General features: G+C 58.6%; 30 protein-coding genes. 25 read left to right on the forward strand and 5 right to left on the reverse strand.

What is annotated here, in order from left to right:
- Positions 1 to 32: 32 nt before the first annotated feature.
- The 4 genes from AB7M22_RS06345 to AB7M22_RS06360 are packed head-to-tail and all read right to left on the reverse strand — an operon-like array spanning position 33 to position 1393.
- Positions 33 to 350: a pyocin activator PrtN family protein gene (locus AB7M22_RS06345; protein ID WP_028939692.1), complete on the reverse strand. Its 318-nt coding sequence runs from the start codon at positions 348 to 350 to the stop codon at positions 33 to 35.
- The gene (locus AB7M22_RS06350) at positions 343 to 522 is read right to left on the reverse strand and encodes a hypothetical protein (RefSeq protein ID WP_454188882.1); all 180 of its coding nucleotides are present in this window, start codon (positions 520 to 522) and stop codon (positions 343 to 345) included. Before AB7M22_RS06350 ends, AB7M22_RS06345 begins: the two co-directional genes overlap by 8 nt.
- Positions 509 to 793: a phage antirepressor KilAC domain-containing protein gene (locus AB7M22_RS06355; RefSeq protein ID WP_454185592.1), complete on the reverse strand. Its 285-nt coding sequence runs from the start codon at positions 791 to 793 to the stop codon at positions 509 to 511. The genes AB7M22_RS06350 and AB7M22_RS06355 overlap by 14 nt, the downstream gene beginning before the upstream one ends.
- A gap of 9 nt (positions 794 to 802) precedes the next feature.
- Positions 803 to 1393 (reverse strand): hypothetical protein, encoded by a 591-nt coding sequence (locus AB7M22_RS06360; protein WP_454185593.1) that lies wholly within the window; start codon positions 1391 to 1393, stop codon positions 803 to 805.
- Positions 1394 to 1819: 426 nt separating this feature from the next.
- On the opposite strand from AB7M22_RS06360, the gene AB7M22_RS06365 reads away from it, so the two are divergent.
- On the forward strand, positions 1820 to 3625 hold the full coding sequence (locus tag AB7M22_RS06365; protein ID WP_454185594.1) for an NACHT domain-containing protein: 1806 nt from the start codon (positions 1820 to 1822) through the stop codon (positions 3623 to 3625).
- Between the two features lie 80 nt (positions 3626 to 3705).
- Here the strand turns inward: AB7M22_RS06365 and AB7M22_RS06370 are convergent, their stop codons facing one another.
- Entirely contained in the window at positions 3706 to 4353 is a 648-nt protein-coding gene (locus tag AB7M22_RS06370; protein WP_454185595.1) for a LexA family protein, read from the reverse strand.
- A 99-nt stretch (positions 4354 to 4452) separates the two neighbouring features.
- Here AB7M22_RS06370 and AB7M22_RS06375 point away from each other — a divergent pair, with 99 nt between their 5' ends.
- The 24 genes from AB7M22_RS06375 (at position 4453) to AB7M22_RS06490 (ending at position 23839) form a co-directional block, all read left to right on the forward strand.
- Positions 4453 to 4686: a hypothetical protein gene (locus AB7M22_RS06375; RefSeq protein WP_454185596.1), complete on the forward strand. Its 234-nt coding sequence runs from the start codon at positions 4453 to 4455 to the stop codon at positions 4684 to 4686.
- A gap of 330 nt (positions 4687 to 5016) precedes the next feature.
- Positions 5017 to 5535, forward strand: coding sequence for a phage regulatory CII family protein (locus tag AB7M22_RS06380; RefSeq protein ID WP_454185597.1), 519 nt, complete (start codon positions 5017 to 5019; stop codon positions 5533 to 5535).
- Complete coding sequence (locus AB7M22_RS06385; RefSeq protein WP_454185598.1) at positions 5528 to 5755, forward strand: TraR/DksA family transcriptional regulator; 228 nt, start codon at positions 5528 to 5530, stop codon at positions 5753 to 5755. Before AB7M22_RS06380 ends, AB7M22_RS06385 begins: the two co-directional genes overlap by 8 nt.
- Positions 5745 to 7961 carry a VapE domain-containing protein gene (locus tag AB7M22_RS06390; RefSeq protein ID WP_454185599.1) on the forward strand — a complete coding sequence of 739 codons (2217 nt, stop codon included), beginning with the start codon at positions 5745 to 5747 and terminating at the stop codon, positions 7959 to 7961. The genes AB7M22_RS06385 and AB7M22_RS06390 overlap by 11 nt, the downstream gene beginning before the upstream one ends.
- Entirely contained in the window at positions 7954 to 8316 is a 363-nt protein-coding gene (locus AB7M22_RS06395) for a PA0613 family protein (protein ID WP_454185600.1), read from the forward strand. Before AB7M22_RS06390 ends, AB7M22_RS06395 begins: the two co-directional genes overlap by 8 nt.
- Before the next feature lie 525 nt (positions 8317 to 8841).
- Complete coding sequence (locus AB7M22_RS06400) at positions 8842 to 9180, forward strand: phage holin family protein (RefSeq protein ID WP_086945412.1); 339 nt, start codon at positions 8842 to 8844, stop codon at positions 9178 to 9180.
- A gap of 323 nt (positions 9181 to 9503) precedes the next feature.
- On the forward strand, positions 9504 to 10106 hold the full coding sequence (locus AB7M22_RS06405) for a terminase small subunit (RefSeq protein ID WP_454185601.1): 603 nt from the start codon (positions 9504 to 9506) through the stop codon (positions 10104 to 10106).
- 4 nt (positions 10107 to 10110) lie between these two features.
- Positions 10111 to 12132: a phage terminase large subunit family protein gene (locus tag AB7M22_RS06410; protein ID WP_454185602.1), complete on the forward strand. Its 2022-nt coding sequence runs from the start codon at positions 10111 to 10113 to the stop codon at positions 12130 to 12132.
- A 1-nt stretch (position 12133) separates the two neighbouring features.
- Positions 12134 to 12340 (forward strand): phage head-tail joining protein, encoded by a 207-nt coding sequence (locus AB7M22_RS06415; RefSeq protein ID WP_201059406.1) that lies wholly within the window; start codon positions 12134 to 12136, stop codon positions 12338 to 12340.
- Positions 12340 to 13821: a phage portal protein gene (locus AB7M22_RS06420; protein ID WP_454185603.1), complete on the forward strand. Its 1482-nt coding sequence runs from the start codon at positions 12340 to 12342 to the stop codon at positions 13819 to 13821. Before AB7M22_RS06415 ends, AB7M22_RS06420 begins: the two co-directional genes overlap by 1 nt.
- Positions 13818 to 14972 carry a head maturation protease, ClpP-related gene (locus tag AB7M22_RS06425; protein WP_454185604.1) on the forward strand — a complete coding sequence of 385 codons (1155 nt, stop codon included), beginning with the start codon at positions 13818 to 13820 and terminating at the stop codon, positions 14970 to 14972. The genes AB7M22_RS06420 and AB7M22_RS06425 overlap by 4 nt, the downstream gene beginning before the upstream one ends.
- Positions 14969 to 15313 carry a head decoration protein gene (locus tag AB7M22_RS06430; RefSeq protein WP_454185605.1) on the forward strand — a complete coding sequence of 115 codons (345 nt, stop codon included), beginning with the start codon at positions 14969 to 14971 and terminating at the stop codon, positions 15311 to 15313. Before AB7M22_RS06425 ends, AB7M22_RS06430 begins: the two co-directional genes overlap by 4 nt.
- A gap of 62 nt (positions 15314 to 15375) precedes the next feature.
- A complete protein-coding gene (locus AB7M22_RS06435) occupies positions 15376 to 16371 on the forward strand; it encodes a major capsid protein (protein ID WP_454185606.1) in 996 nt (331 codons plus the stop codon).
- A gap of 2 nt (positions 16372 to 16373) precedes the next feature.
- A complete protein-coding gene (locus tag AB7M22_RS06440; RefSeq protein WP_454185607.1) occupies positions 16374 to 16694 on the forward strand; it encodes a head-tail joining protein in 321 nt (106 codons plus the stop codon).
- Complete coding sequence (locus AB7M22_RS06445) at positions 16691 to 17356, forward strand: hypothetical protein (RefSeq protein ID WP_329517328.1); 666 nt, start codon at positions 16691 to 16693, stop codon at positions 17354 to 17356. Before AB7M22_RS06440 ends, AB7M22_RS06445 begins: the two co-directional genes overlap by 4 nt.
- Positions 17349 to 17858, forward strand: a complete 510-nt coding sequence (locus tag AB7M22_RS06450) for a hypothetical protein (RefSeq protein WP_454185608.1) — start codon at positions 17349 to 17351, stop codon at positions 17856 to 17858. Before AB7M22_RS06445 ends, AB7M22_RS06450 begins: the two co-directional genes overlap by 8 nt.
- Positions 17855 to 18460, forward strand: a complete 606-nt coding sequence (locus tag AB7M22_RS06455) for a phage baseplate assembly protein V (RefSeq protein WP_454185609.1) — start codon at positions 17855 to 17857, stop codon at positions 18458 to 18460. The genes AB7M22_RS06450 and AB7M22_RS06455 overlap by 4 nt, the downstream gene beginning before the upstream one ends.
- Before the next feature lie 54 nt (positions 18461 to 18514).
- Complete coding sequence (locus tag AB7M22_RS06460) at positions 18515 to 18730, forward strand: hypothetical protein (RefSeq protein WP_454185610.1); 216 nt, start codon at positions 18515 to 18517, stop codon at positions 18728 to 18730.
- Positions 18731 to 18735: 5 nt separating this feature from the next.
- Positions 18736 to 19062, forward strand: coding sequence for a GPW/gp25 family protein (locus AB7M22_RS06465; RefSeq protein WP_454185611.1), 327 nt, complete (start codon positions 18736 to 18738; stop codon positions 19060 to 19062).
- Entirely contained in the window at positions 19059 to 19946 is an 888-nt protein-coding gene (locus tag AB7M22_RS06470) for a baseplate assembly protein (RefSeq protein ID WP_454185612.1), read from the forward strand. The genes AB7M22_RS06465 and AB7M22_RS06470 overlap by 4 nt, the downstream gene beginning before the upstream one ends.
- Entirely contained in the window at positions 19943 to 20551 is a 609-nt protein-coding gene (locus AB7M22_RS06475; RefSeq protein WP_454185613.1) for a phage tail protein I, read from the forward strand. Before AB7M22_RS06470 ends, AB7M22_RS06475 begins: the two co-directional genes overlap by 4 nt.
- A complete protein-coding gene (locus AB7M22_RS06480) occupies positions 20544 to 22157 on the forward strand; it encodes a phage tail-collar fiber domain-containing protein (protein WP_454185614.1) in 1614 nt (537 codons plus the stop codon). The genes AB7M22_RS06475 and AB7M22_RS06480 overlap by 8 nt, the downstream gene beginning before the upstream one ends.
- An 8-nt stretch (positions 22158 to 22165) precedes the next feature.
- Positions 22166 to 22570, forward strand: coding sequence for a hypothetical protein (locus tag AB7M22_RS06485; RefSeq protein WP_454185615.1), 405 nt, complete (start codon positions 22166 to 22168; stop codon positions 22568 to 22570).
- Positions 22571 to 22672: 102 nt separating this feature from the next.
- Complete coding sequence (locus tag AB7M22_RS06490) at positions 22673 to 23839, forward strand: phage tail sheath subtilisin-like domain-containing protein (RefSeq protein ID WP_454185616.1); 1167 nt, start codon at positions 22673 to 22675, stop codon at positions 23837 to 23839.
- Positions 23840 to 23845 lie beyond the last annotated feature (6 nt).

The following is a 23845-nucleotide window of genomic DNA, read 5'->3' on the forward strand; positions in this document are numbered from 1 at the left end:
GCTGGTGGTGGTAGCCGTTCGGGGTGGTGGTCTTACTCGGTTGGTTCGTCCTGCGGTCGTAGCATCTCTTCATCCGCTTTGTAGGCGCGGATATCGATCAATGAGGCGACATGCCGGATATGTGCGTACTTCGGTGCCTTGCGGCTGGTGTCCAGCGTGGTGATGGGAAGCTGAATCCGTCCGCTGTTGATCTCGGCCACAAACGACTGCTCGTTGAGGTTTCGAAAGTACTGTTCTCGCACTTTTTCCAGTGGGATCAGCACGTCACCGAAAGTGCGGTAGAGCAACTCTACGGTGGCCGACTCAGGTGCGGGTTGCAGTCGGAGTGGGGTTTGGCCGGTGTTAGTCATTGGCTTGCAGAGCCTCCTTGCGTTGTGTTCTTGCCGGGTGGTTCCAGGCGTTCAGGCAGTGGCGTTTGGTCAGTTCCCGCAGATGTTCTGGCACTTCGAGAAGCGCGGCGTTGCGCTCCTCGCGTGTGCGCATGGTGACGATCTGGCGGGCGTATTCCCTAGGCCACGTCACGGTTGTCTACCGGGATAGCAGGTAGCTCCAGCCCCAATTGCCCGGCGAGCCAACGAATGCCGGGTTGCTTGATCCGGGTTGACTGGCTGTATTGCATGCCGGCGGTTTCGTGATACCAGTTGCTGTCCTTGACCCGCAGGAACTCGCGGTCGCGGGACGGGTAAACGGGCAGGTTTCGATCATTGAGCAGACCTTTTTCCCGCATGAGGCTGATCAGCTTGGGGCGCGTGAGTCCGAGCTGGACGGCTGCTTGGGCGAGTGTGCGTTCCATGGCATCCCCTCAAGCGGCGTGTGCGGCGGGTGTTGCTGCCGCAGCCAGGTGGTTGATGGACTCGGCCACTTTCTCGTAGATCTCAATGTCGCTACCGCACACGGTGAAGCACTTGGTGCGCGGGCTTTTCACACCGATGCTCATGATGGTGGTGACGCCGGTACGCGTTTTGGTGCGATGGATAGCGACATGGATGGGGACTTCGAAGCCCATGTCGAGACTCACTACACCGCCGGTACGCACAAGCTCGAACACCCTCTGCTTGTGCTCAACATCGAACCTCCCGTACTGGCGGCTTGCATGAGGGCGGTTCAGCAGGTCGGCCGTGTTACTGGGATCGAACGGACCGTTGACTATCTCCTCGATAAAGTCGGCCAGTTTGAGGTGCATCTTCTTTTCGTTCTGCAAGGTCAGCGTGTGGCGCTCGCTGCCCAACTCGACGGTGAAGAGGGTGTCACATTTACTGCGTTCAACTTTCAGGCGGAACGCCAGGGCCTCGCGCTGTGGTGTCGACCGTAGCGTGTGATTGAAGGTCTCGCTCAGATTGACCTGGGCATTGAGCAGTTGCAGGGCGCGGTTGTCGAGTTTGAACTTGCTCATGCTGCGTACCCTCCGCCATTGCAATTGAAGGGGGCGGTGCGGGCTTCCTGCTTCGGTTTGGTGGTGACAAACGAGCAGCCGCATTCGCGGGCCAGGCGGCGAATCTCGAAGATGAATTGAGGGTCCAATACGCTCGGATGGACGTGTAGGGTGGCAGTGGTGTGCATGGATTTGGATCGCTCTGTGGTGTGAGTGACCGAATAATTAACCATAAAGATTAATTTATCAACAAAAAATAACCTTCTGGGTTTTGTTTTTGGGGCGTTGCAAAAACACCGTGTCGACAGGCTCCCCCACCAGATGGGGGGAAGACATGGCTTATTTTTTTTGTCTTTCTTAATGGCATCAATGCGAAACAGAACCTAAGTTTGTTTTTTTCAAGTACTCTTGCTTTGATGTGACTGAATTAACTGTGAGGAGGTGATTATGGAAATGGATGTGACAAAGTTGGCCGCGGAGTTGGTAAAACAGTTCGCCGCTCCTGTTTTTTCAAGCGCCAAAAGCTTGACTAGAGTTGCCTCTGATAAGTTCAAGATAAATTTTGATTTATGCTTTACTCAGTATTTATTGAGAAATTATGATCGTTATTCGAAAACTAAAACGTTGTTGTATAGAGGTGAGCCTGTAAATCTGAGAGATTTCTATGTGCGTACTGATTTAGAATCTAGCAGGGGGGAAGTAATTGAGGAGTGCGAAGTACTAAGTCATATAGAAAAAAATCAAAGATTTATAGTTACCGGTACTGCGGGCTCTGGAAAGTCAACTTTCTGTAAAAGTATATTTCTAGATTTGATAGAAAGTCCTCGGGGTGTTTTTCCGATTTTCATAGAGCTTAGGCATCTCAACTCCAAACCTGATTCTACATTGCTAGAATATATTCTGACTATGCTTTCTGATTTTGAATCCGGATTCTCTTTGGAGCAGTTGGAAGGATCGCTGCGGCTTGGAAAGGTACTATTGATATTTGATGGTTTTGATGAAGTTTCTATCGATAGAAGAGATAGGTGTGAGGCTGAAATTGTTTCGCTCTCAAATAAATATAGTCAAATAATGATATTGCTTTCTAGTCGTCCCGATTATCGTTTTGATTCTTGGGAGTCATTTTATCAATATGAAATGTTACCTCTCGATATCGAGAAGGCTACAACTCTGATTGGAAAGCTAGACTATGACATTGAGGTTAAGGAAAAATTCGTAGAAGACCTACGTAAGGATTTATATCAAAAGCATCAAAGTTTTGCAGGTAGTCCGCTTCTTCTTACGATGATGCTCCTGACTTACGAACAAATCGCAGAAATACCGAATAAAGTCCATTTATTTTATGAGCAAGCATTTCTTACGCTATTCAATAAGCATGACTCATTGAAAAGTCTTTATAAACGGCAGTCGCTGACGGGGCTGCCTATAGATGATTTCAAGAAGATTCTTTCGGCATTTTGTGCGTTAAGTTATGTGGAGTGTAAGTATTATTTTTCAGGTGCGGAAATTATTGACTGTATAAATAGTGCAATAAAATTAACAGGAATAACAGTTGGTGAGCGCGAGTTTTTAGGTGACTTGCTAGATAGTGTGTGCATTATCCAACGTGATGGTTTGGATTTTACTTTCACTCACAGGTCTTTCCAAGAGTACTTTACAGCTCTGTTCTTAGTTGGTTTTGCGGGTAGTAGAAAGTTTGACTTAATAGATAAAGTGGCATTCTGTAATGATCGAGACGATGTTGTTCCCATGGTCTATGATATAAACAAAGATATGTTAGAAAGTGAGTGGATTATACCTAAGCTTGAAAAGCTTATAGTTGAGCTTGATGTTTATCCGGAAACTGTTCTTGGGCGGATCCGTCTGATGGCAAAAATTCATCCTGGCGTACTTATTTATGATGACGATCAGGATGCTCCAGAAATAGGCCTGTTAATGCCTGAATTGTCGTCGGCACCATTTTTCTTTATAGATTTACTAAAGCGAATCTATTCTCCGATTCTTGATTATAAGAATAAGAACTTCAAGGGTACGGATGATGAGCTTTTGAAGCTCTTAGAGCGGAACGGACGTGAGATTAATATCGAGTCGACTGTGGGTTTTAGCGATGCCGACATGCGAATAATATCTAATTCTGAGTCTTGTGAGCGAGTCCAATCATACCGTAGGTTTTTACGAGCCAAGCTGAGTGAGCTTCAGAAAAATCGTCGGGCGGAGCAGGAGGAGATTAAAAGCCTGTTTTTTGATGAGTAGACCTGGAAATATCTACTTATGTTTGAGTTGGCTGCATCTATATTGATGCAGCTTACATATCATGCACTTAAAGGTGTTAATTATAGGTCCGAGATTTTCCATCGGGCACGCCCACAGATACTCCATTCTTCAGACATCCGAATGATGCGCTCCGGCCAGTCTGGGTTAAGCGCATAAAGATATTGCTCGTTACCCTCCTGTTTTAGCTGCTTAAGTGTCGCAGCTTGATCACTTGTGCGCTTTGCTGCCACAAAATGACCTGGAAGAGCCTCAAGCGAAGGATCGATAACGATTTTGTCCCCTGCGACGAATTTGGGCTCCATGCTCATGCCCTCGACACGAAGTATGAACGCTCGAGGACCAACCGGTCCTGGGGCGTCAATCCATTCTTCAGCTTCTCTTGGGTCGAAGCTGCCATGTGATTCACACCAAGCTCCAGCAGCAATTGATCCAATCACCGGCAGTTTACGTCCCGTGTGGCTTAGCACCGTGGCGTTGTTGAACTCGCCTACACCATAAGGCATGTCGAGATATCCGTCATGAAGGTGCAAAGCCTTCTCAATCTCTCGAGCGATCTGATCGCCGATACCTTTAGTGGGATTTTTGCCCCCAAATGCGCTCACTTGAGCAGGGGCTTTGCCTAGTTTGTCGGCGATATCAGTCAGGCGGAGCTTTTGCTCTGCCAAGACCCTTCGAAAATTTTGCAGCCGGGTATCTGAGATTTTCATGTGCCGATTCTGGACGGATTAACCTTACGGGTGAATGTCCTTTTTGGTATTGCAAAAATTAACCTTTATGGTTAAATTTGGTGTTGAGAGGTACATCACATGAAGCTGCGCGAATACATCAACCGTTTGGATTCAGAAGAACTTGCAGCCTACGCCGAGCGTTGCGGGATTGCTGAGAGCTACCTTCGTCTTCACGTCAAATACGCGAGCAAGGATCCTAGCGTCTCTTTGATCAAGTCCTTGAACCGTGAAAGTGAAGGCTGCGTCTCGTTAGCTGAGGTTCTGGAGCATTTCGGTATCACAGAAAACACTCCGACAACCAAAGCAGCATAGTCAGAAAAAAGGCGGCCCAAGGGCCGCCCAGTTCCTCCCGGCACGCACCACCACAGCGGTGTCGGGTCGCGGCAAAGATAAGCGGGCACACCACATGCGAACCGTCGATCTTTACCGCGCTTTCCAAGGCACGGATGCCTTGATGTTGCTGCCTTCTCCACCACAGATGGGCAGCTGTTGCGCCAGAGGTGAACGACGGATCGTTCGCCTCGGCACGGTGCCGGTGTCGATCCTGAAGATCTAGCCGGCGTTTGGGCCCTTTCAAGCCACGCGGCAAATGTATCACCACTGCATGTCGCGCGGCACTGGCAACTTATAAGGATTAATGCCATGAGCCGAATCGCTCTGAGTTGCGTTGATCGAGCACAGCGGGAAATCCTGCCGCTCGACTTGGCGCTTTACCATGCTGCTCGGGACTATCCCGGCGGCGCCGCTGCAATCGCCGCCACCACCGGTCGCAATCCCACCACTCTGCAACACAAACTCTCACCCACGCACCCGAGTCACACGGTCAACATTCAGGAGTTCGGCGAGATCCTGGAGCTGACCAAGGATCGCCGCATCCTTGATGCCGTGCATGCCTTGGTTGGTGACACGATCTGGCAGGAGTTGGCTGAGACGTACACCAATGACATGCCCGAGACCTTGACCACTGGTATTGCAGAGTACTTTCGACAGGTCGCGAATTTGGCTGAGACGTGGGCCAAAAGCATCGGCGACGGTGTGGTGAACGACCACGAACTGGCCGAGATCCGCCTGCAGGTGTTTCGCGGTATTCAAGGGCTGCTGGGGATGTTCAACCGCGCCACCTACGTTAACCAGACAACGCGAGGTGTCGACCGTGGCTGACATTGCCGACTTTGCTAATGATCTGGTGCAGGAGCGACTTGATCAGGCTCTGGCCGCTCGAAGTGCAGTCAAACCTATGACGGCAGCTTACTCACTTATGTACTGCGAAAACTGCGGTGAGCCGATCCCAGAAGCTCGCCGCCTTGCTGTGCGAGGGTGCATTTACTGCGTGTCCTGTCAGGCGGTTGATGAAGTGTTGGAGGCCCGACATGCTCGATGAGGTTCTCAATCAGTTCGCGGACTATGGTCTGGAGCCCAAGCAGCCTTTGGTGTTCGGCAAGCTGACCCGCTGCAAAACCACCCAGGACAAGGGCAAGGAAAAAAACGGTTGGTACGTCGTCCATGAGCATCGGACTGAAAAAAACGAAACACTGATCTTCGGCAGCTTCGGTGATTGGCGTTCGGGAGAGACGCAGAAGATTAAGATCAAGGCCGGGCGGATGTCTTCTGAAGAGCGAGAGGTCATGCGCGCTCGGCAGGAAGATGCCAAGCGCCGCGCCGCCGAAATCGCGAGTAACGCTGCGCGGCGGGCCGCGAAAAGGGCAGAAGGTTTGTTCGAGCGCATGCCTACCACCGGTCGCAGCGACTACCTGGATCGCAAACAGATCGTTGGCATCAAGGTCCGTTATGCGCCGCGCACCGGTGCCGTTCTGGTCCCGATGAAAAACGCGCGTGATCAGATCATGGGCCTGCAGGTGATCTTCCCTAGCAAGCAGGAAGACACAGGACGCGATAAGTCCTACTGGCCTTACGGGATGGCGAAGGAGGGCACCTTTCACCTGCTCGGTCCACACCCGGAACCGGGCGAACCGGTATTGGTGTGTGAGGGGTACGCCACCGGCGCTAGCCTACATATGGCGACCTCGCTCGCCGTGGCCGTAGCTTTCGATGCGGGCAACCTGTTGGCGGTGTGCAAGGCCATGCGCGAGCGCTTCGCCGGGTGCCCGCTGATCATCTGCCGCGACGATGACTGGAAGACCAAGAAGCCGAATGGCGATGCCTGGAATCCTGGTGAGGAGAAGGCCAGCAATGCCGCCTTGATCGTCGGCGCCCAAGTGGTGGCGCCGATCTTCTCGGTCGAGCGTGAAGACAAGTGGACCGACTTCAACGACCTGCACGTCGCCGAAGGCCTCGATGCAGTCCGTCGCCAAGTGCTGGCTGTGGTTCGTCCGCCGGCTGCCGGCGGCTGGAAAGATCTTCTGGCCCGTAGTGACAGCGGCGCGCTGATTGCGCACATGCAGAACGTCGAACTGATTCTGGCCAACGATGAACGCTGGGCCGGCGTCATCAGCTACAGCGCCTTCAGCTCGAAGATCGTCAAGCTGCGTGCCGCGCCTTACGGCAGCGGCACGGGAGACTGGGCCGACATCGATGATATGCGTGTCATGAAGTGGCTCGCGCAGCAGTACAACTTGCGGGTTAAGGCGTCCCATGTGATCGAGGCGGTAAGTGTGGTTGCCCATGACCATGCCTTTCACCCGGTGCGACAGTACTTGCAAAAACTGGACTGGGATCGCGTACCGCGTCTTGAAACCTGGCTCACGGATGTCATGGGGGTGAAGGAAAGCGAATACACGTCGAAAGTCGGCAAGCGTTGGATGCTCTCGGCGGTGGCGCGGGTGATGAAGCCTGGCTGCAAGGCTGACTCGGTGATGATCCTCGAAGGCGCGCAGGGCGCCGGTAAGTCGACGGCAATGAGCATCCTCGGCGGCGAATGGTTTATGGACACGCCTTTCGCCTTGGGCGACAAGGACGGGTTTCAGGCGATCCGGGGCAAGTGGATCGTCGAGCTGGGTGAGCTGGACAGCTTCAACAAGGCTGAAAGCACCAAGGCCAAACAATTCTTTTCGGCGTCGACCGATACCTACCGTGAGAGCTACGGCCGCAGAACCATGGATGTGCCACGCCAGTGTGTGTTCGTGGGCACGACCAACCAGGACGAATACCTGAAGGATGCGACCGGAAACCGTCGCTATTGGCCGGTGGCCTGTACCAAGGTCGACCTGGAGCTGCTGCGCTCGATCCGCGACCAGCTGTGGGCCGAGGCGATGTTCTGTTACGACGCGGGGGATCTGTGGTGGGTGACGCTGGACGAGGCGGCGATGTTCGGCGAGGAGCAGGACGAGCGTTTTGTGGTGGATGAGTGGGAAGGGCCAATTCTGACTTGGCTGGAAGAGTCGCAGATCGGCGAAACCACCACCGGCAGCGAAGTGTTAGCCAACGCGCTGAAGCTGGACTACGGGCACTGGAGCAAGCCAGAGCAGATACGGGTTGGTGCGATCATGCACCGGCTGGGGTGGCGTCGTGTGCGTCTGCCGGCATTGGCGAAAAGCGGTCAGCGGCCCTGGGCTTACAAGAAGCCGGCAGGGTGGGGAGGGGCGTCAGCGTTGCAGCGGGAAGCGTTCGAGGAGCCTTGCTTTGATTAAGCGAATCGACGAAATGCTCAAGCTGTGGGCAGAGGATCTGCACAGCCCGCACGAAGGTGGATCGGAGCTGGGCGGCGGCAACATGATTGCCATGCTGATGGAGTGCAAGGGCGAGCTGATTCGCGGCACGCGGGGCAGTCGGGTGCTGTTGGACGAATCGGCGGATATCGAGCTGATCGTCAACAAGCATCTGCCGCCGCAGCTGTCGGTGGTTGTGCGCGAGCACTACTGCAATCACGACAGCTTCCTGTCGCAGAAGATCGTCTATTGCGGCTGCAGCCGCAAAACCTACTACGAGCGCTTACACGAGGCTCACGAGTACATCGCCGGCATGCTGATGGGGAAGGCTGCGTGACCCTAGGCTTGGCTCCGGCTATTGCTGTCCCATTGGCCCACCTTGTCCCATTGCGTTTCGACGTGGTGGGACAAGCGCGGGCCTTGTGTTTGTTGGGTTGTCCCATTGTCCCAGCTCAAAACGCCTCCCGCCCGTATGAGCGAAGCGCAGAGCTGTACGCGCTATCGCGCGCACGCGTGTTTTTCGATTTTCTTCTTTACACGAGAAAAGAGAAAACAAATGGGACAATGGGGCAAAGCCCCGAATTTAGGCGCTCTCAGGCGTCCCATAGTGATTTCGAAGCATGGGACATATGGGACACCGCCAAAACAACAGAATGCCGAGGTGGGATATTCGCCGATATTCGCTAGGCGTTCCCCCGGTGTTACCCACTTATTCACCGGGTGGCATTAAAGTGGGGTTGCTGCCAGGAAATTCGACCTGTAAAAAGTAGTCATCTTCGATAGGTGCGACCGCAGAGAGCGGCAGGCACCACACCACCAAACCCGGCCATTGCGCCGGGTTTTTGCGTTTATGGGGTAGGCGATGACAAACGAGCAACAAGCACTGGCAGAGATGCCGATCTGGTTAGTGATCGTCCTGGCTCTGGTCGGTGGTGTCTCGGGGGAGATGTGGCGAGCCGATAAAGATGGGGCGCGTGGCTGGGCGTTGTTACGCCGCCTCGCGTTGCGATCCGGTGCCTGTATCGCCTGCGGTGTGACAGCGATGATGCTGATGATCGCCGCTGGCATGTCGATCTGGACGGCGGGCGCTTTGGGTTGCCTGACCGCGATGGCCGGCGCCGATGTCGCCATCGGCCTTTACGAACGCTGGGTCGCCAAGCGGTTGGGCGTTTCCGAGTCGGCATCGACCGACCACACCTAGGCGGCACCCCGGCCGGGGGCCGATTTTTCTGGGTCCTCCCCGAGGGCCGCCCCCTACACGGGTCATCGAACTCGCGGATTATCTCTAGCTGAAACCCTCGCAGGGATGTCCGTCTTTCCAAAGGGATGGGGACAGAGCAGGGCAGTCGGATGTCGAGTTGACCAGCCGGGCGGGCAGAAAACCGCCGGGGACCCTGGGGACTTTCAAAGGACACGGGGTCGGAAACCCGCGGCATCGTGTTAGCGGTAGGGTTGCCAGCTTACTGAAATTCAATCCATTGAAATTGAAAGGTTCCATTGAAAAGCCGTTGAAAAGGAGGGCTTATGACAGAACCAATGTACCTGTCAAAGAGCGCCTTCGCGGCTCGGATTGGCAGGGCGCCTAGCTACATCACCTGGTTGAAAAACAACGACCGTCTGGTGCTGACCGCCGATGGAAAACAGGTCGACGTGCTGGCCAGCGAAGCGTTGATTCGCGACACCGCTGACCCCAGCAAGGCCGCTGTTGCTGATCGGCACCACCAAGACAGGCTTCAGCGTGACGTGTACAGCCAGCTATCCAGTCAGGTAGAACCGACTTCAATGGCTGCGCCGCCGCCCGCGATCACCCCTGCGGGGCAGTTGCCCGACTTCCAGAAGGCCCGCGCACTGCGCGAACACAACCTGGCCCAGCTCGCCGAGATCGAATTGCACAAGGCCAAAGGCTCGCTGGTCGCGATGTCGGCGGTTCAGACCGGCGCCTACAACGCCGGCCGCATGCTGCGCGATCAACTGCTGGGCATGCCTCCGCAGCTGGCTCCCGAACTGGCATCCATGTCCGACCCTTGGGAAATCGAAAAGCACCTCACGGCGGCGATCCGTCGCTCGCTGGAAGACGCCGAACGTATGTCATCAGCGGATCTTGAACACGCACTGACCACGAGTTAAGCCCATGCCCACGGATATTCCTGACGGTGCAGAGGTGTACCGCGAGGCGTATTTCCGTGGGCTACGGCCCGACCCGGATGTCTGGATCGATCAGTGGGCCGACGAGTACATGCGGATTCCGCGTGACACCGGCGCCGCTGAGCCGGGCCAGTACCGCACCTCGCGTACGCCGTATGCCCGCGAGCCCATGCGTTGTCTGTCGCCGGCTCACCCCTGCAAGCGCGTGATCACCATGGTTGCGTCGCAGCTGATGAAAACGCAGATCGGCCTGAACTGGATCGGCGGGCTGATGCACATGGCGCCGTCGAACATCCTGGCGCTGTTGCCAAGCCTCGGCCTGGCCAAGCGGGTGTCCGCGCGGATCGGCAAAACGATCAAGGCGACACCGGTGCTGCGGGAACGAGTGGCGGCCAACCGTTCGCGGGATTCGCGCAACACCATGGACACCAAGGAGTTCGAGGGTGGGACGTTGTACGTCACCACCGCCGGCTCGGCGGCAAACCTGTCGGAGCTGTCGGCGCGCTACGTGTATGGCGACGAGATCGACCGCTGGGAGGTGGACATCGGCGAGGAGGGCGACCCCATCGAACTGGCGGAAACCCGAGGCAGTACCTTCGGCCGTAACGCGAAGTTCTACTTCTCCAGCTCACCGACAATCAAAGGCGCTTCGCGGATCTCTGACCTGTTCGAGGGCAGCGACCAGCGTTATTACTATGTGCCATGTCCGACCTGTGGGCACATGCAGACCCTGGAATGGGAGCGATTGCATTATTCGAAGGACTACAGCGTGGTGCACTACGAGTGCGCCGGGCCTGAGTGTGACGTACTGATCGAGGAGTACCACAAGGGTGAAATGCTCGCCAAAGGCGAGTGGCGCGCCCATGCCGAGGGCGACGGCGAGACGGTGGGTTTCCACCTCAACGCGTTGTATTCGCCGCTCGGTTGGATGGACTGGAAGTCGCTGGCCAAGCAATTCGAAAAGGCCAAGAAGGCCCAGGCCAAAGGCGATCTGGAGCCAATGCAGGTCTTCTACAACACCAGACTGGCGAAGGTCTGGGACGCCGCTCAGGAGCAAACCAAAGCTGATGTGCTGAGACAACGGGCGAGGTTGGAAGGCTTCAGCCTCGGCTCGATGCCGGCAGCTGTGCTGATGATCACCGGTGCCGTCGACGTTCAGGCCAACCGCCTGGAGTTCATGGTGATGGGCTGGGGCGTCGGTATGGAGCGCTGGGTCATCGACTACCAAGTGGTGTCGGGTGATCCCGCCGACGAGCGCACCTGGGCCGCGCTGGACGAATTGCTCAAGGCCAAATATCGCCATCCTTGCGGTGTTGGCCTGGGCATTCTCGCGGTGGCTGTCGACTCTGGTGGTCACCACACCGATGAGGTCTACCAGTTCTGCCGAGTGCGGCGCTGGCGCAACGTGTTCGCCATCAAGGGTGCGAGCAAACCCGGCAAGCCGGTGATCGCTCAGCGACCGTCGATGGTGGATGTGACGTGGAAGGGACAGACCGAGCGTAACGGTGCCGAGCTGTGGTTCGTCGGTACCGACACGGCCAAGGACTGGATCTACAACCGTTACCCGTTCGAATCGGGACCGGGTGCATTGCACTTTGCCAATGACTTGCCGGACGACTTCTTCGACCAGTGTGTCGCAGAGCGCAAGGTTGCCCGCTACATCCGGGGCCACAAGCGCATCGAATGGGTCAAGGGCAAGGCCGAGCGTAACGAAGCACTCGACCTGATGGTGTACTGCCTGGCCATGGCGCACTACCTGGGCCTCAACCGCTACAAGGAACACGACTGGGAGCGGGTACGTCAGGCCTTGGCGCAGTCAGGACTGTTTGACGAAGCATTGGGCATCAAGCCTGTTCAAGGCGAACGCGTCAGTAACCCGATGCCAGCGGCACCCATTGCCGCACCACACCCGGCACTGCAATCCGCTGCTCCGATCGTGCAAGCGCGACCGGCAGCACCGCCACCTCAACGCCGCAGCTCCAGCAGCGGTTACCTCAAGAGACGCTGATATGTCATTTACCCAGAAGCACCTCGACGCGGTTGAGGCGGCGATCGCTCGCGGTGAGAAAACCGTGCGCTACACCGACCGCACCGTGGAGTACCGCACCGTCGACGAACTGCTCAAGGCTCGCGAAGAAATCCGCACATCGCTGATCAGCGCGGCCGGGCCGCGCTCTCGCGTGGTTCGGTTGTACCACGGAGGCAAAGGAGTCTAATGGCCCGCCACTATCCGACGCTGACCCGTAACGGATTCTTGCTGCCGTCGAACATCAAGGCCAGTTACGAAGGCGCCGGAGAGGGCCGTCGATCCACTGGCTGGGATGCTCCCGACAACGGGATCAACAGCATCAACACCCCGGCACTGCGTAACCTGCGTTCGCGTTCACGGGCGGCGGTTCGCAACGACCCGTATGCCTACAACGTGATCGACAAGCGCGTCAGCAACCTGATTGGCACCGGTATCACGCCACGGCCCAAGACCGACGACGAAGCGCTGCGCAAGTTGCTGCAGGAGCTGTGGGACGACTGGGTCGATGAGTCGGACGCGGATGAGCGCACCGACTTCTATGGCCAGCAGGCGCTGATCGCTCGCACGGTGGAGACCTCCGGCGAGTGCTTTGTTCGCTTGCGGCCGCGCAGTCTGGACGAGGGCCTGGCGGTCCCGTTGCAGATTCAGGCGCTGGCGCCGGAGTTCGTCCCGCACGACAAGTACGAGACCACCAAGAACGGCAACATCATCCGCGCCGGGATCGAGTTCACGCCCGGCGGTAAGCGGGTCGCGTACTGGATGTACCTGTCGCATCCGCGTGATGCCTCGTCACTGAACGCCGGCTACAACCAGTTGGTGCGCGTTCCGGCGGCTCAGGTGCTGCACATCTTTGAGCCGGTCGAGCCGGGTCAGCTACGCGGCGTGCCGCGATTGTCGCCGGTGCTGAAGCGCCTGCGCAGTCTCGACAACTACGACGACGCGGTACTGTTTCGTCAGGAAGTGGCCAACCTGTTTGCCGGTTTCATCAGTCGGCCGGCTCCGGACTCTGGGTTGGTTCCGAGAGACCCGGTCACCGGCCAACCGTTGAGCCTTGATCGTGACGGCTTCACGCCGATGGTCGCGCTCGAGCCCGGCACCATGCAGGAGCTGGGGCCAGGTGAAGAGGTCGAATTCTCCAAACCGCCAGACGCCGGCAACAACTACCCGGACTTCATGCGGCAGCAGCTGATGGCCGCTGCTGCGGGAACGGGCACGCCCTACGAGATCCTCACGGGCGACATGCGCGAGGTCAACGACCGGGCGCTGCGTGTGGTGCTCAACGAGTTCCGGCGTCGCCTGGAGCAACTGCAATTCAGCGTTTACGTCCACCAGCTTTGCCGCCCGGTTCGGGCTGCCTGGATGGACATGGCTGTGCTGTCGGGCGTTCTGGTGCTGGAAGGCTACGCACAGCGTCGCCGCGAATACCTGCGCACACGTTGGGTGCCGCAAGGTTGGGCCTACATCCAGCCGGTACAGGACGTACAAGCCCGGCGGATGGAAGTGCAGGCGGGCTTTGCCTCGCGTAGCGAGATGGTCCTGCGCACCGGCTACGACGCGGAAACGGTCGATGCGGAAAACGCCGCAGACAACGAGCGGGCCGTCCGGCTTGGCCTCAACTACAACACGCACGAAGCCGTCGAACAGCTCGACGACAAGGAGCAACCATGAGCAAGAAAGCGAGCCCGCGCATTTACAACCGGGCTGGCAAACGCGTGCAGGTACAGGACAAAACCTGGTATGCACTGCAAGCCAGCGGCGAAGCCGCCGAGCGAGTCATCGAAGTCTTCGTCTACGGCGAGATCGGTGCCTGGGGCATCACCGCCAATCAGTTCGTGCAAGATCTGCGCGCCATGGACGACGGCGTCTCGCAGGTGATCGCGGCGTTCAACAGCGTTGGTGGCGATTTGTTTGACGGTCTGGCCATGCACAACGCGCTGTCGCGTCTGGGCGAGCGTTGCACCGGTCGCATCGATGCATTGGCCGCCAGTGCCGCCAGCGTGGCGGTGTGCGGCGCACATAATGTCGTGATTGCGGCCAACGCCATGCTGATGATTCACAACCCATGGACCTACGCGGCGGGGGATGCCGAAGACTTCCGCAAGGTTGCCGACGTACTCGACCAAACCATGGAGGCGATCATTGCGGCCTACAAGGCCAAGGCGCCGGACATCGATGAGGTCGAATTGCGGCGGCTGGTCGCCGCTGAAACCTGGCTCACCGCCAATGAGGCGGTGGCGTTGGGCCTAGCCGATGAAGTTGGGGACGGGATCAAGGTCAAGGCGTGCCTGGGCCAGGGTGGCGTGCTGCAGCGTTATCAACATGCACCGGCCGAACTGCTGGCCCAGCTCGACGAGCCACCCGAGCCGGATCCGGAGTTAGAACCTGACAATCCGCCACCGACGCCGCCTGTGGTCGATTCGGCCAAGCTGGCCTTGATGATCACTCAGCGTTGCGCAGAGGCGGGCATCAACAACCTGGTGGCGCCGCTGCTCGAGTCGACCAAGCTCGAAAGCGAAGAGATCGTCCAGGCCGGCCTGACACGCGCGAAGGCCGTGAATGATCTGTGTGTGGCTGCGCGCTTGCCAGAGTTTAGTGCCGAGTACGTCGCTGCCGGTCTGGATGCAGCGGCGGTCCGGGCGCGTCTGTTCGACAAGATCGTGGGCAGCGGCAAGGGCTTTGAAATCGACAACAGCCTGCCACTGGACGAAGACCCACCGCCGAAGGTGCAGGCCAAGCAAATCGATCAACCCTCTATCTGGTCGGCGCGCCAAGCTGCGCACACCGCTAAACCCCAATCTGCTACAGGAGCAAGACGATGACGATTCAACGAGAGCCGATGCATGCAGGTGAGTTCCTCTTGTCCGAGGCCGCCGGCACCATTTCCCGCGAAGCCATCAATGTCGCGGCAGGGCCTGCACTGGAGCCCGGGCAGATCCTCGGCCTGGTGAGCGCGACCGGTGAGTTCGCCCCCTACAGCCCGACCGCCGAAGACGGCAGCGAAAACGCTATCGCCATTCTCTACGGCCCATTGGGCCAATCTGATGTGGTTCGTCGTGGCCGCGCCGTGGTGCGCTTGGCCGAAGTCAGCGAAGTCCATCTCACCGGTCTGGATCCTGCTGCTGAAAAGGCACTGGCCACTCATTTTCTGATCGTCCGCTAAGACGACCACCTTGATTACCGAACCCGCCGAGTGCGGGTTTTTTGCTTTCTGGAGATAGCTTCATGGCTGACATTGAAATCTTTAACGATGACGCGTTTTCGGTCTCTTCGCTGACCGCCGCCATCAACGAACAGGAATACTTGCCGGGCCGCATCAGCAGCCTCGGTTTGTTCCAGGAGGAGGGCATTACCACCCTGACGGTGCAGATTGAGAAAGACGGCGACACCCTGGCCCTGGTGCCGGCGGGCGAGCGCGGCACCTCCGGTCTGGTGGTCAGCGGCACCAAGCGCAATCTGATCCCGTTCAACACCGTGCACCTGCCGCAGCGCTTTGCGATCAAGGCTGATGAGATTCAGGGGATCCGTGCCTTTGGTACGCGTTCCGAGTTGCAGGCTGTTCAGGACGTGGTTAACAAACGCCTGGCCAAAGCTCGACGCCAGCTCGATGTTACTCACGAATTCCAACGCATGGGCGCACTCAACGGCAAGATCTATGACGCCGATGGCCAAACCGTGCTGCTGGATCTTTATGATCGTTTCGGTGTGCAGCGCCAAACGCTGTCGATGGGGCTGAACGATCCAAGCAGCGAATTCCGCGTGCGCTGTGGCGATGCGCTGGATATGCAAGAGGAAGCGCTGGGCAGCGTGACCAGCAGCGGCTCTCGCGCCTTTTGCGGGAAGAGCTTCTGGAATGCGCTTCTTAAAATCAAAGAGGTGAAGGCCACTTATCTGAACACTCAGCAAGCGGCGTCCCTGCGCGGTGACTCGCGCGAAAGCTTCGAGTACGGCGGCATCGTGTGGGAGCGTTATCGCGGCAAGATCGCCGGCATGAACTTCGTGCATGACGACAAAGCTCTGCTGATTCCTGAAGGTGTGCCGGACCTGTACATCTCGGTGTTCGCGCCGGCGGATTACATGGAAACGGTCAACACCGAAGGCGTGCCTTACTACAGCAAACTTGAGCCGATGCCGTTCAACAAAGGGATTTCCGGCGAAGCCCAGTCCAACCCGCTGCACCTGTGTACCCGTCCACGTGCGCAGATCCTGCTGGAGCTCTGACCATGGGCTTTCGCGATTTGATCGCCGAAGTCGACGCGGTGGTGTTCGAGACCCTGGGCGACACCGCCCGCATCGAAGGCCGGGACGAGCCGGTGCTGGGTATGTTCTCCGCGCCCTGGCTGCAGCCGAAGATCGGAAAGCTCAACACCGGCCTGCGCGAGCCTCGGTTCGAGATTCGCGTCAGTGATTCGCAGGGCTTGGAGCAGGGCCTGCTGGTCACCATCGAACTGCCTGAATTGGACGGTGGCGGCGAATACGACCTGCTGCAGCTGGAGCCCAGCGGTGACGGTCTGGTTGCCTTGATTTTGAGGATGCGCGCATGAGTGTCGGCAGCTACTTCAAACCCTCAGCCGGTGGCGGGATGCTCTCTATTCAGTCCTCGGCTGCGGACCTGAAAGCGTTCCAGGACTTCGCCAAGCTGGTACCGAAAGCGGCCGCAGCGGCGCACCGTCGAGCGATCAACAAGACGTTGGGTTGGCTGCGCACGCACATTGCCCGAGCCGTCAGCCGGCAAGAGCGCATCGCCGTCGCGGCGGTCCGTCAGCGTCTGCGCAGTTACCCGGTGTCTGGGGGAGCCACGAGTGGCAAGTTGTGGTTTGGTCTCAACGCGATCGAGTCCAGCCGGATCGGGCGAGCACGGCAGTCCGGCAGCGGCGTGTCGGTGGCCGGGCGACGCTATCAAGGGGCCTTCCTCAAAAAGGTCTATGGCAACAAACCCGACATCTGGATCCGCACCGCGAGCAAGCACTTCAACGCGGACGACTATCCCGACAGCACGGTGTCGAGAGGCGGTGGTGCCAGTTCGGGTTGGGTCGCGGAAAACGGCGATCGCTTTCCATTGGCGAAGGCCAAGGTGTCGCTGGAGCAAGCCCGTCCGCACTTCGACACCTGGGTCAAACGGGCCGACGCGCGTCTGCTGGAGATCCTGCAACAAGAGCTCAACTTTGAGCTGCAGAAGTACCTGAAGGGGACGGCCCATGTCTGACGAACCTTTTAGCCTGGACCAGCTTTATCAGGCGATCGAACAGCACCTGGCCAGCAATCTGTCCGGCATTAAAGCGGTAGCGGCGTGGCCCAACATCAAGGACCGCATCGCATTGCCGGTGGTGTTCATTGAAATGGCCGAGATGGAACCGGGGGTTGATATCGGTACCGGCGAGACCAGCCTGATTTGCCGGTTCGAAGCACGGATCATCGTTGATCCGATTCGCCCGAAGCACTGCCAGCAGGCCGCGCACCTGGCAGCGCAACTGGCCGTGTTGTTGCGCCTGCAAACCTGGGGTTTGGCGGTAGAGCCCGCTGAGTTCGTTCAGGCCACACAAGATTGGACCAAGCCTGCGCTCGACGGTTACGTGGTCTGGCTCGTTGAGTGGACTCACCAGATTTACTTGGGCTCTGAGGAATGGCCGTGGCCGGATGAGCCACCGAGCTCGCTGGTGATCAATGTCGAGCCAGGTGACGGCCCGGTTCATCCGGAGGATCTGTGAGTTACGCCAGTGCGGAACACGACCGCATGATTGCCGCCATGCTGATGCCGTGCGTGGTGGTCGGCGTGGATCTGGCGGCGGCGATGGTCCGGGTGTCCAATGGTGAATGGACCAGCGCCTGGGTGCGTTGGCACAGCCTCGCGGCCGGCAAGGCGCGACACTGGCGCGCGCCGAGCCTGGGCGAGCAAGGGGTGTTATTCAACCCTAGCGGCCAGGCTGGCATGGGCACCTTTATCCCGGGGCTGTATGGCAATGCCGGCGCCCAGCCGGACAACCGCGACCATGTCGAAGTCTGGCGCTTTGACGATGGGGGCTCGCTGATCTACGACTGGCAGGCCAAGACCTACACCATCACGCTGCCCACCGGAACGGTAATGGTGAAGGTCGGTAGTACCGAGGTCACCGTTACGGATAACGCCGTGACGGTGAAGGTGGGCGGCACCGAGGCCGCACTGACGCCCGATTCTATGACGGTCAAATCGACCGCGATCAAGTTGGTCGCGGCGGTGGAAATTGACGGCACGTTACACGTAACGCAGGACATCACCGGCGGCGCCTCGATCCTCGCTGCAGGATCCAGCGACAACCATCACACGCACTAATCAATAACCCCATTCATCCCGCCGAGTGCGGGTTTTTTTATGCCTGGAGAAAACATGGCCAAGAACACCGAACAGCCGGTCGCCGATCAGTCGCCGCCGGATCTGTTGCTGACCTTTCGCGACAAGGTGTACACCTCGCGCACCCTGATCATGCCTGACAGCGATCGCACGCTGTCGGTGGCCAAGGGGTGTGTCGAGGTGTCCGTTTCCGATGAGCAGGCCGTCGCGTACCTGAAGGGCCACCCCGAGCTTGAGCCACTGAAGGAGTGATGTAGATGATCGGAATGGATCGCCACACCGGCCAGCCCATTTCCGGCGTCGAGCATCTGCGCCAGTCCATGGGCGACGTCCTGGGCACGTCACTGGGCAGCCGCCGGCACCGGCCAGAGTACGGCAGCAAGGTCCGCTCCTACGTGGACTTGCCCGTCAATGAGGGTTGGAAAAGCTCCGTGCAAGCGGAAGCCATCCGTGCCCTGGAACGCTGGGAGCCGCGGCTGAAACTGGAGCGCGTGCGCGTGCTGTCGGTGCTGGGCGGGCAAATCAATCTGAGCATTGCCGGCGCCTACCTCGGTGACAGCTTTCTTGTGGAGGTCAGCGTATGAGTCTGCTGGATCTGTCGGCCCTGCCGGCGCCGGATGTGCTGGAACCTCTGGACTTTGAGGCGACCTATGAGGAAGGGCTGGGCGTCTTTCGCGGCTACATGGGTAACAACTGGACCGCGACGCTGGAAAGCGACCCGGTCACCAAAGTGATCGAGGTCGGGGCTTACATCAAGGTCGGGAATCGCGCTCGGGTCAACGACGGCGCCAAGGCGCTGCTACTGGCCCATGCCATTGGCAGCGATCTCGACCAGTTGGGGGCCAATTACAATCTGAAGCGCCTGATGATTCAGGCCGAGGATCTGACAGCGGTGCCGCCGGTACCGGAAATCAAGGAAAAGGACGATCCGTTTCGCGAGCGCATCCAGTTGGCCTTTGAGGGCTTGACCACGGCCGGCCCGCGTAACAGCTACATCCTGCATTCGCGTAACGCATCGGGGCTGGTGGCGGATGCCACGGCGGAAAGCCCGGCGCCGTGCTGCGTTACGGTAACGGTGCTGAGTTCGGAAGGGGAAGGCGAGGCCGGCCCTGAGTTGTTGGCCATCGTGGACACGGCGCTGAATGATGAAGATGTGCGGCCGCTGACCGACTGGGTGACGGTGCAGAGCGCGGAGATTATCCGCTACCGCATAGACGCCATTTTGCACATGAGCAGCGCCGGGCCTGAGGGGGATGCCAGTTTGGCCGAGGCCATCAAGCGACTGGCGGCCTGGATCAACCCGCGCAAGCGGTTGGGGGTTGAGGTGGCGCGGTCGGCGATTGACGCTCAGTTGCACGTTGCCGGCGTTTCCCGGGTTGAGCTGCCCGGCTGGGTCGACCTGGCTCCGACCAAGGCGCAGGCGGCCTGGTGCTTCGACTATGACGTGAAGATGGCGGGGGCGACATGAGGAGTCTGCTGCCGAGCAATAGCACGCAACTGGAGCGCGCCCTGGAGGCGACGTTTTACGAGCGCACGATTGTCCCGCTGCGCACGCTCTACAACGCCGATACCTGCCCGGTGCATCTGCTGCCCCATCTGGCGTGGGCGTGGTCGGTCGATCGCTGGGATTACCGCTGGCCCGAAGCGACCAAGCGCGCCGCCATCAAGGCATCGTATTACATCCATGCCCACAAAGGGACCATCGGCGCCTTGCGCCGGGTGGTCGAGCCTTTGGGCTACCTGATTGAAATCGTCGAGTGGTTCAAGACGGTGCCCAAAGGCGAGCCGGGCACCTTCGCGCTGAAGGTCGGCGTTCTGGATACCGGGATCACCGAAGAAATGTATCAGGAGCTGGAACGCCTGATTGACGACGCCAAGCCGGTCACCCGGCACCTGACCGGGCTGGCGATCAGCCTCGAAACCCAAGGCAATCTGAACATCAGTGTCGCTCTGTACGAAGGCGACGAAATCGACGTTTACCCGCCGGTAATGCGTGACATCGAGGTCACGGGCCACTTCGGCGTGGTGGGGCGCGAACACTCCATAGACACCCTGGACGTTTACCATGATTGATGTGAATTCCCAGTTTTTCGCCATCCTCACGAACGTGGGAATGGCCAAGCAGGCGAACGCCGACGCGCTCGGCATTCCCTGGAAGATCACCGAAATGGGTGTGGGCGATGCCAACAACACCGACCCGATCCCCAGTGCCTCGCAAACTACGCTGATCAACGAATGGCGGCGCCGGCCGCTGAATCAGCTCAAGATCGACCCGATCAACCCGGCGGTGCTGATCGCCGAGCAGATTATCCCGGCGGATGAGGGCGGCAAGTGGATTCGCGAAATCGGTCTGTACGACGCGGACGGGGATCTGGTGGCGGTGGCCAACTGCGCGCCGAGCTTCAAGCCGATCCTGTCGCAAGGCTCGGGCCGCACGCAAATCGTGCGGATGAACTTCATCGTCACCAGCACCGGCAACATCACGCTCAAGATCGATCCGTCGATTGTGCTGGCCTCGCGGGCCTACGTCGACGCGGCCATTCTGGAAGTGCTGCCGAAGAACAAGACGCCCGGCGAATGGACTCGGGTCAAGACCAACGATCGGGGGATTGTGGTATCGGGTGATAACCCGAGCACGCTGGCCGGGATGGGCATCACGGACAGCTACACCAAGGCCCAAATCGAGGCGATGATCGCGCAGGCCTCGGCATTGCCGGTGGGGGCCACGGTGGCGTTTCCATTGGACAAGGTCGCTCCCGGGTTTCTGGAGCTGGACGGCAGTGTCAAAAGCATTGCGGCCTATCCGGATCTGGCGACGTTCCTCGGTACGGCCTTCAACAAGGGTGACGAAGGCGCTGGCAACTTCCGCCTGCCGGAATCCCGGGGCGAGTTCCTGCGTGGCTGGGACCATGGGCGCGGTATTGATGCGGGCCGGGCGATTGGTAGCTGGCAGAAAGGTACGATGGTTAGCGCTGATACCACTGGCTCAGGTGATGGATCTACAGTCATCGGCCTCGGTGCAAACGCCGCACTGCCTCTGGCGAGCTACGGTGTCGATCCTATCGCTCTTGCAGACTATCCGTCGCAGGTTACCGCTCTCTCAAGTGCTGCGACTGCGGCAAGCAACGTGGCGGTGAGTGGCTCGACTCGTCCGCGAAACTTGGCGGTGATGTGGTGCATCAAGGCCTGGAACGCGCCGATCAATCAGGGAAACATTGATATCGCCGCGCTAGCCGCTTTGGCGCAGCAGGCCACGGAAATCAATCAAGGCACGGCGAAGGTTGCAACACAGGCACTTACTGATGCAGGCGTTGACGATACGACCATCATCACACCGAAGAAATTGCGGTTTGGTTTTTCGATGTTGAAGGCCTCGAACGGATACATCGTCTTTCCCAGTTGGCTGGGCGGCTTCATCATCCAATGGATGTCCGTCGTCAACTCCAACAATCAGGGATCGGGATTCTCCAGTGCGTCGTACCCCATTCCGTTTCCCAATGGTGTGCTGGGAGCTGCAAAAATCAACTTGGCCACCAGTGGCGGCGGATATGCTACGTCCGATGCCAGCTATAACAGCCTTGATGCCGCGAGCTTTTCCTGGCTGGCTTATAAAAGCGACAACAGCTTTGCTTCAGTCGCCGGAAGCGTCAGCGCTCGTTTTATTTTTATTGGGTGGTAGGTGCAATCATGGGCGATAAATATGCCGTTTTTGGTGAGGACAACATCCTTAAGGAACGCTTGATTCGTGGTGTCCACGCCATTCCGATGGAAGCGGTCGAGATTGATGATGAGCTGTGGTTCAGGCTTATCCAGGAAACAGAGTGCTTATGGGTATTGGACGCCGAAGGCAAAATTACTAAGGGCCCTATGCCGGCGCCGCCACCGCTGACCGCCGAAGAAAACGAGCGGTTACGTCTGGCCGCCTATGCCAACCCGCTGACCGGTTCTGATCGTTACTTCTCGGAAGCACTGCGCATGCAGGTAATGGGGGAAGAGGGCTGGGAAGAGGTCCGAGCGGCCGGTGTGACCCGCTACAAAGCGATCCAGGCGCAATTCCCGTGGACGCCGCCTGATGTCGATGAACCTCAATAACGCCCCGCACTGACGGGGCGTTTTCTTTTCCGTTACGCGTAACACGAACATCCCTCACAGCCTCGCTTATGCGGGGCTTTCTGGTTTCTGGAGATTGCCTTTATGAGTTTCTTTCACGGCGTTACGACCACGCTGCTCGACACCGGGGCGCGGACTATTTCGCTGCCGTCGTCGTCGATCATCGGTCTGTGCGACACCTTCACCCCAGGCATCCTCGGCGGCGGCACGGCCAAGGCCGGCGAGCTGAAGCTGATCACCTCCGAGCGCGAAGCCATCGCGGCGTTCGGCGCGGGGTCGGCCATCGCCAAGGCTGCGGCCGCGATCTATGTGCGGGCCAAGGCGGTAATTGTCGCTGTCGGCGTGCCCAAGCTCGAAGACACGGCGTTACAAACGTCCGCCATCATTGGCGGTGTTCTTGCCGATGGTCAGCGTACCGGCCTTCAGGCGCTGCTGGACGGCAAGAGCAAGCACAACGCCCAACCCAAACTGTTGATCGCCCCGGGACATTCGGCGACGCAGGCCGTGGCCACCGCCATGGATGCCCTGGCCGGCAAGTTGCGCGCGATCGCCATCATCGACGGGCCGAATACCACTGATGAGGCGGCCATGGCCTACGCCTTGAACTTCGGCAGTAAGCGCCTGTTTCTGGTCGATCCGGGTGTGCAGTTCTGGGACACGGTCGAGAGCGCGACGGTCGATGCGCCGGGCTCGGCGTGGACGGCGGGTCTGTTTGCCTGGACCGATGCCGAGTACGGCTACTGGGCGTCGCCATCGAACAAGGAGTTTGTCGGCATCACCGGCACGAGCCGCCCGGTCGAGTACCTGGACGGCGACGCCACCTGCCGGGCCAACCTGCTCAATAACGCAAACATCACCACGATCATCCGCGACGGCGGTTTCCGTCTGTGGGGCAACCGCACGCTGTCCAGCGATCCGAAATGGGCATTCATCACCCGCGTTCGGACCTGCGACATCCTCATGGATGCGGTGCAGGCCGGGCACAAGTGGGCGGTCGACCGCTCGATCACCAAGACCTATGTCAAGGACGTCACCGAAGGCGTTCAGGCGTTCATGCGTGACGAGAAGAACCGGGGCGCGGTGATCAATTTCGAAGTCTACGCGGACGACGAAATGAGCACGGCCAGCCAAATCATGCAGGGCAAAGTCTACTGGCGCATCCGTTTCACCGACGTGCCACCGGCGGAAAACCCGAATTTCCTCTTCGAAGTCACCGATCAATGGGCGACCGAAGTTCTTGAAGCTGCCTAAGGGGGC

The sequence above is a fragment of the Pseudomonas sp. ADAK2 TE3594 genome (genome assembly GCF_053628675.1).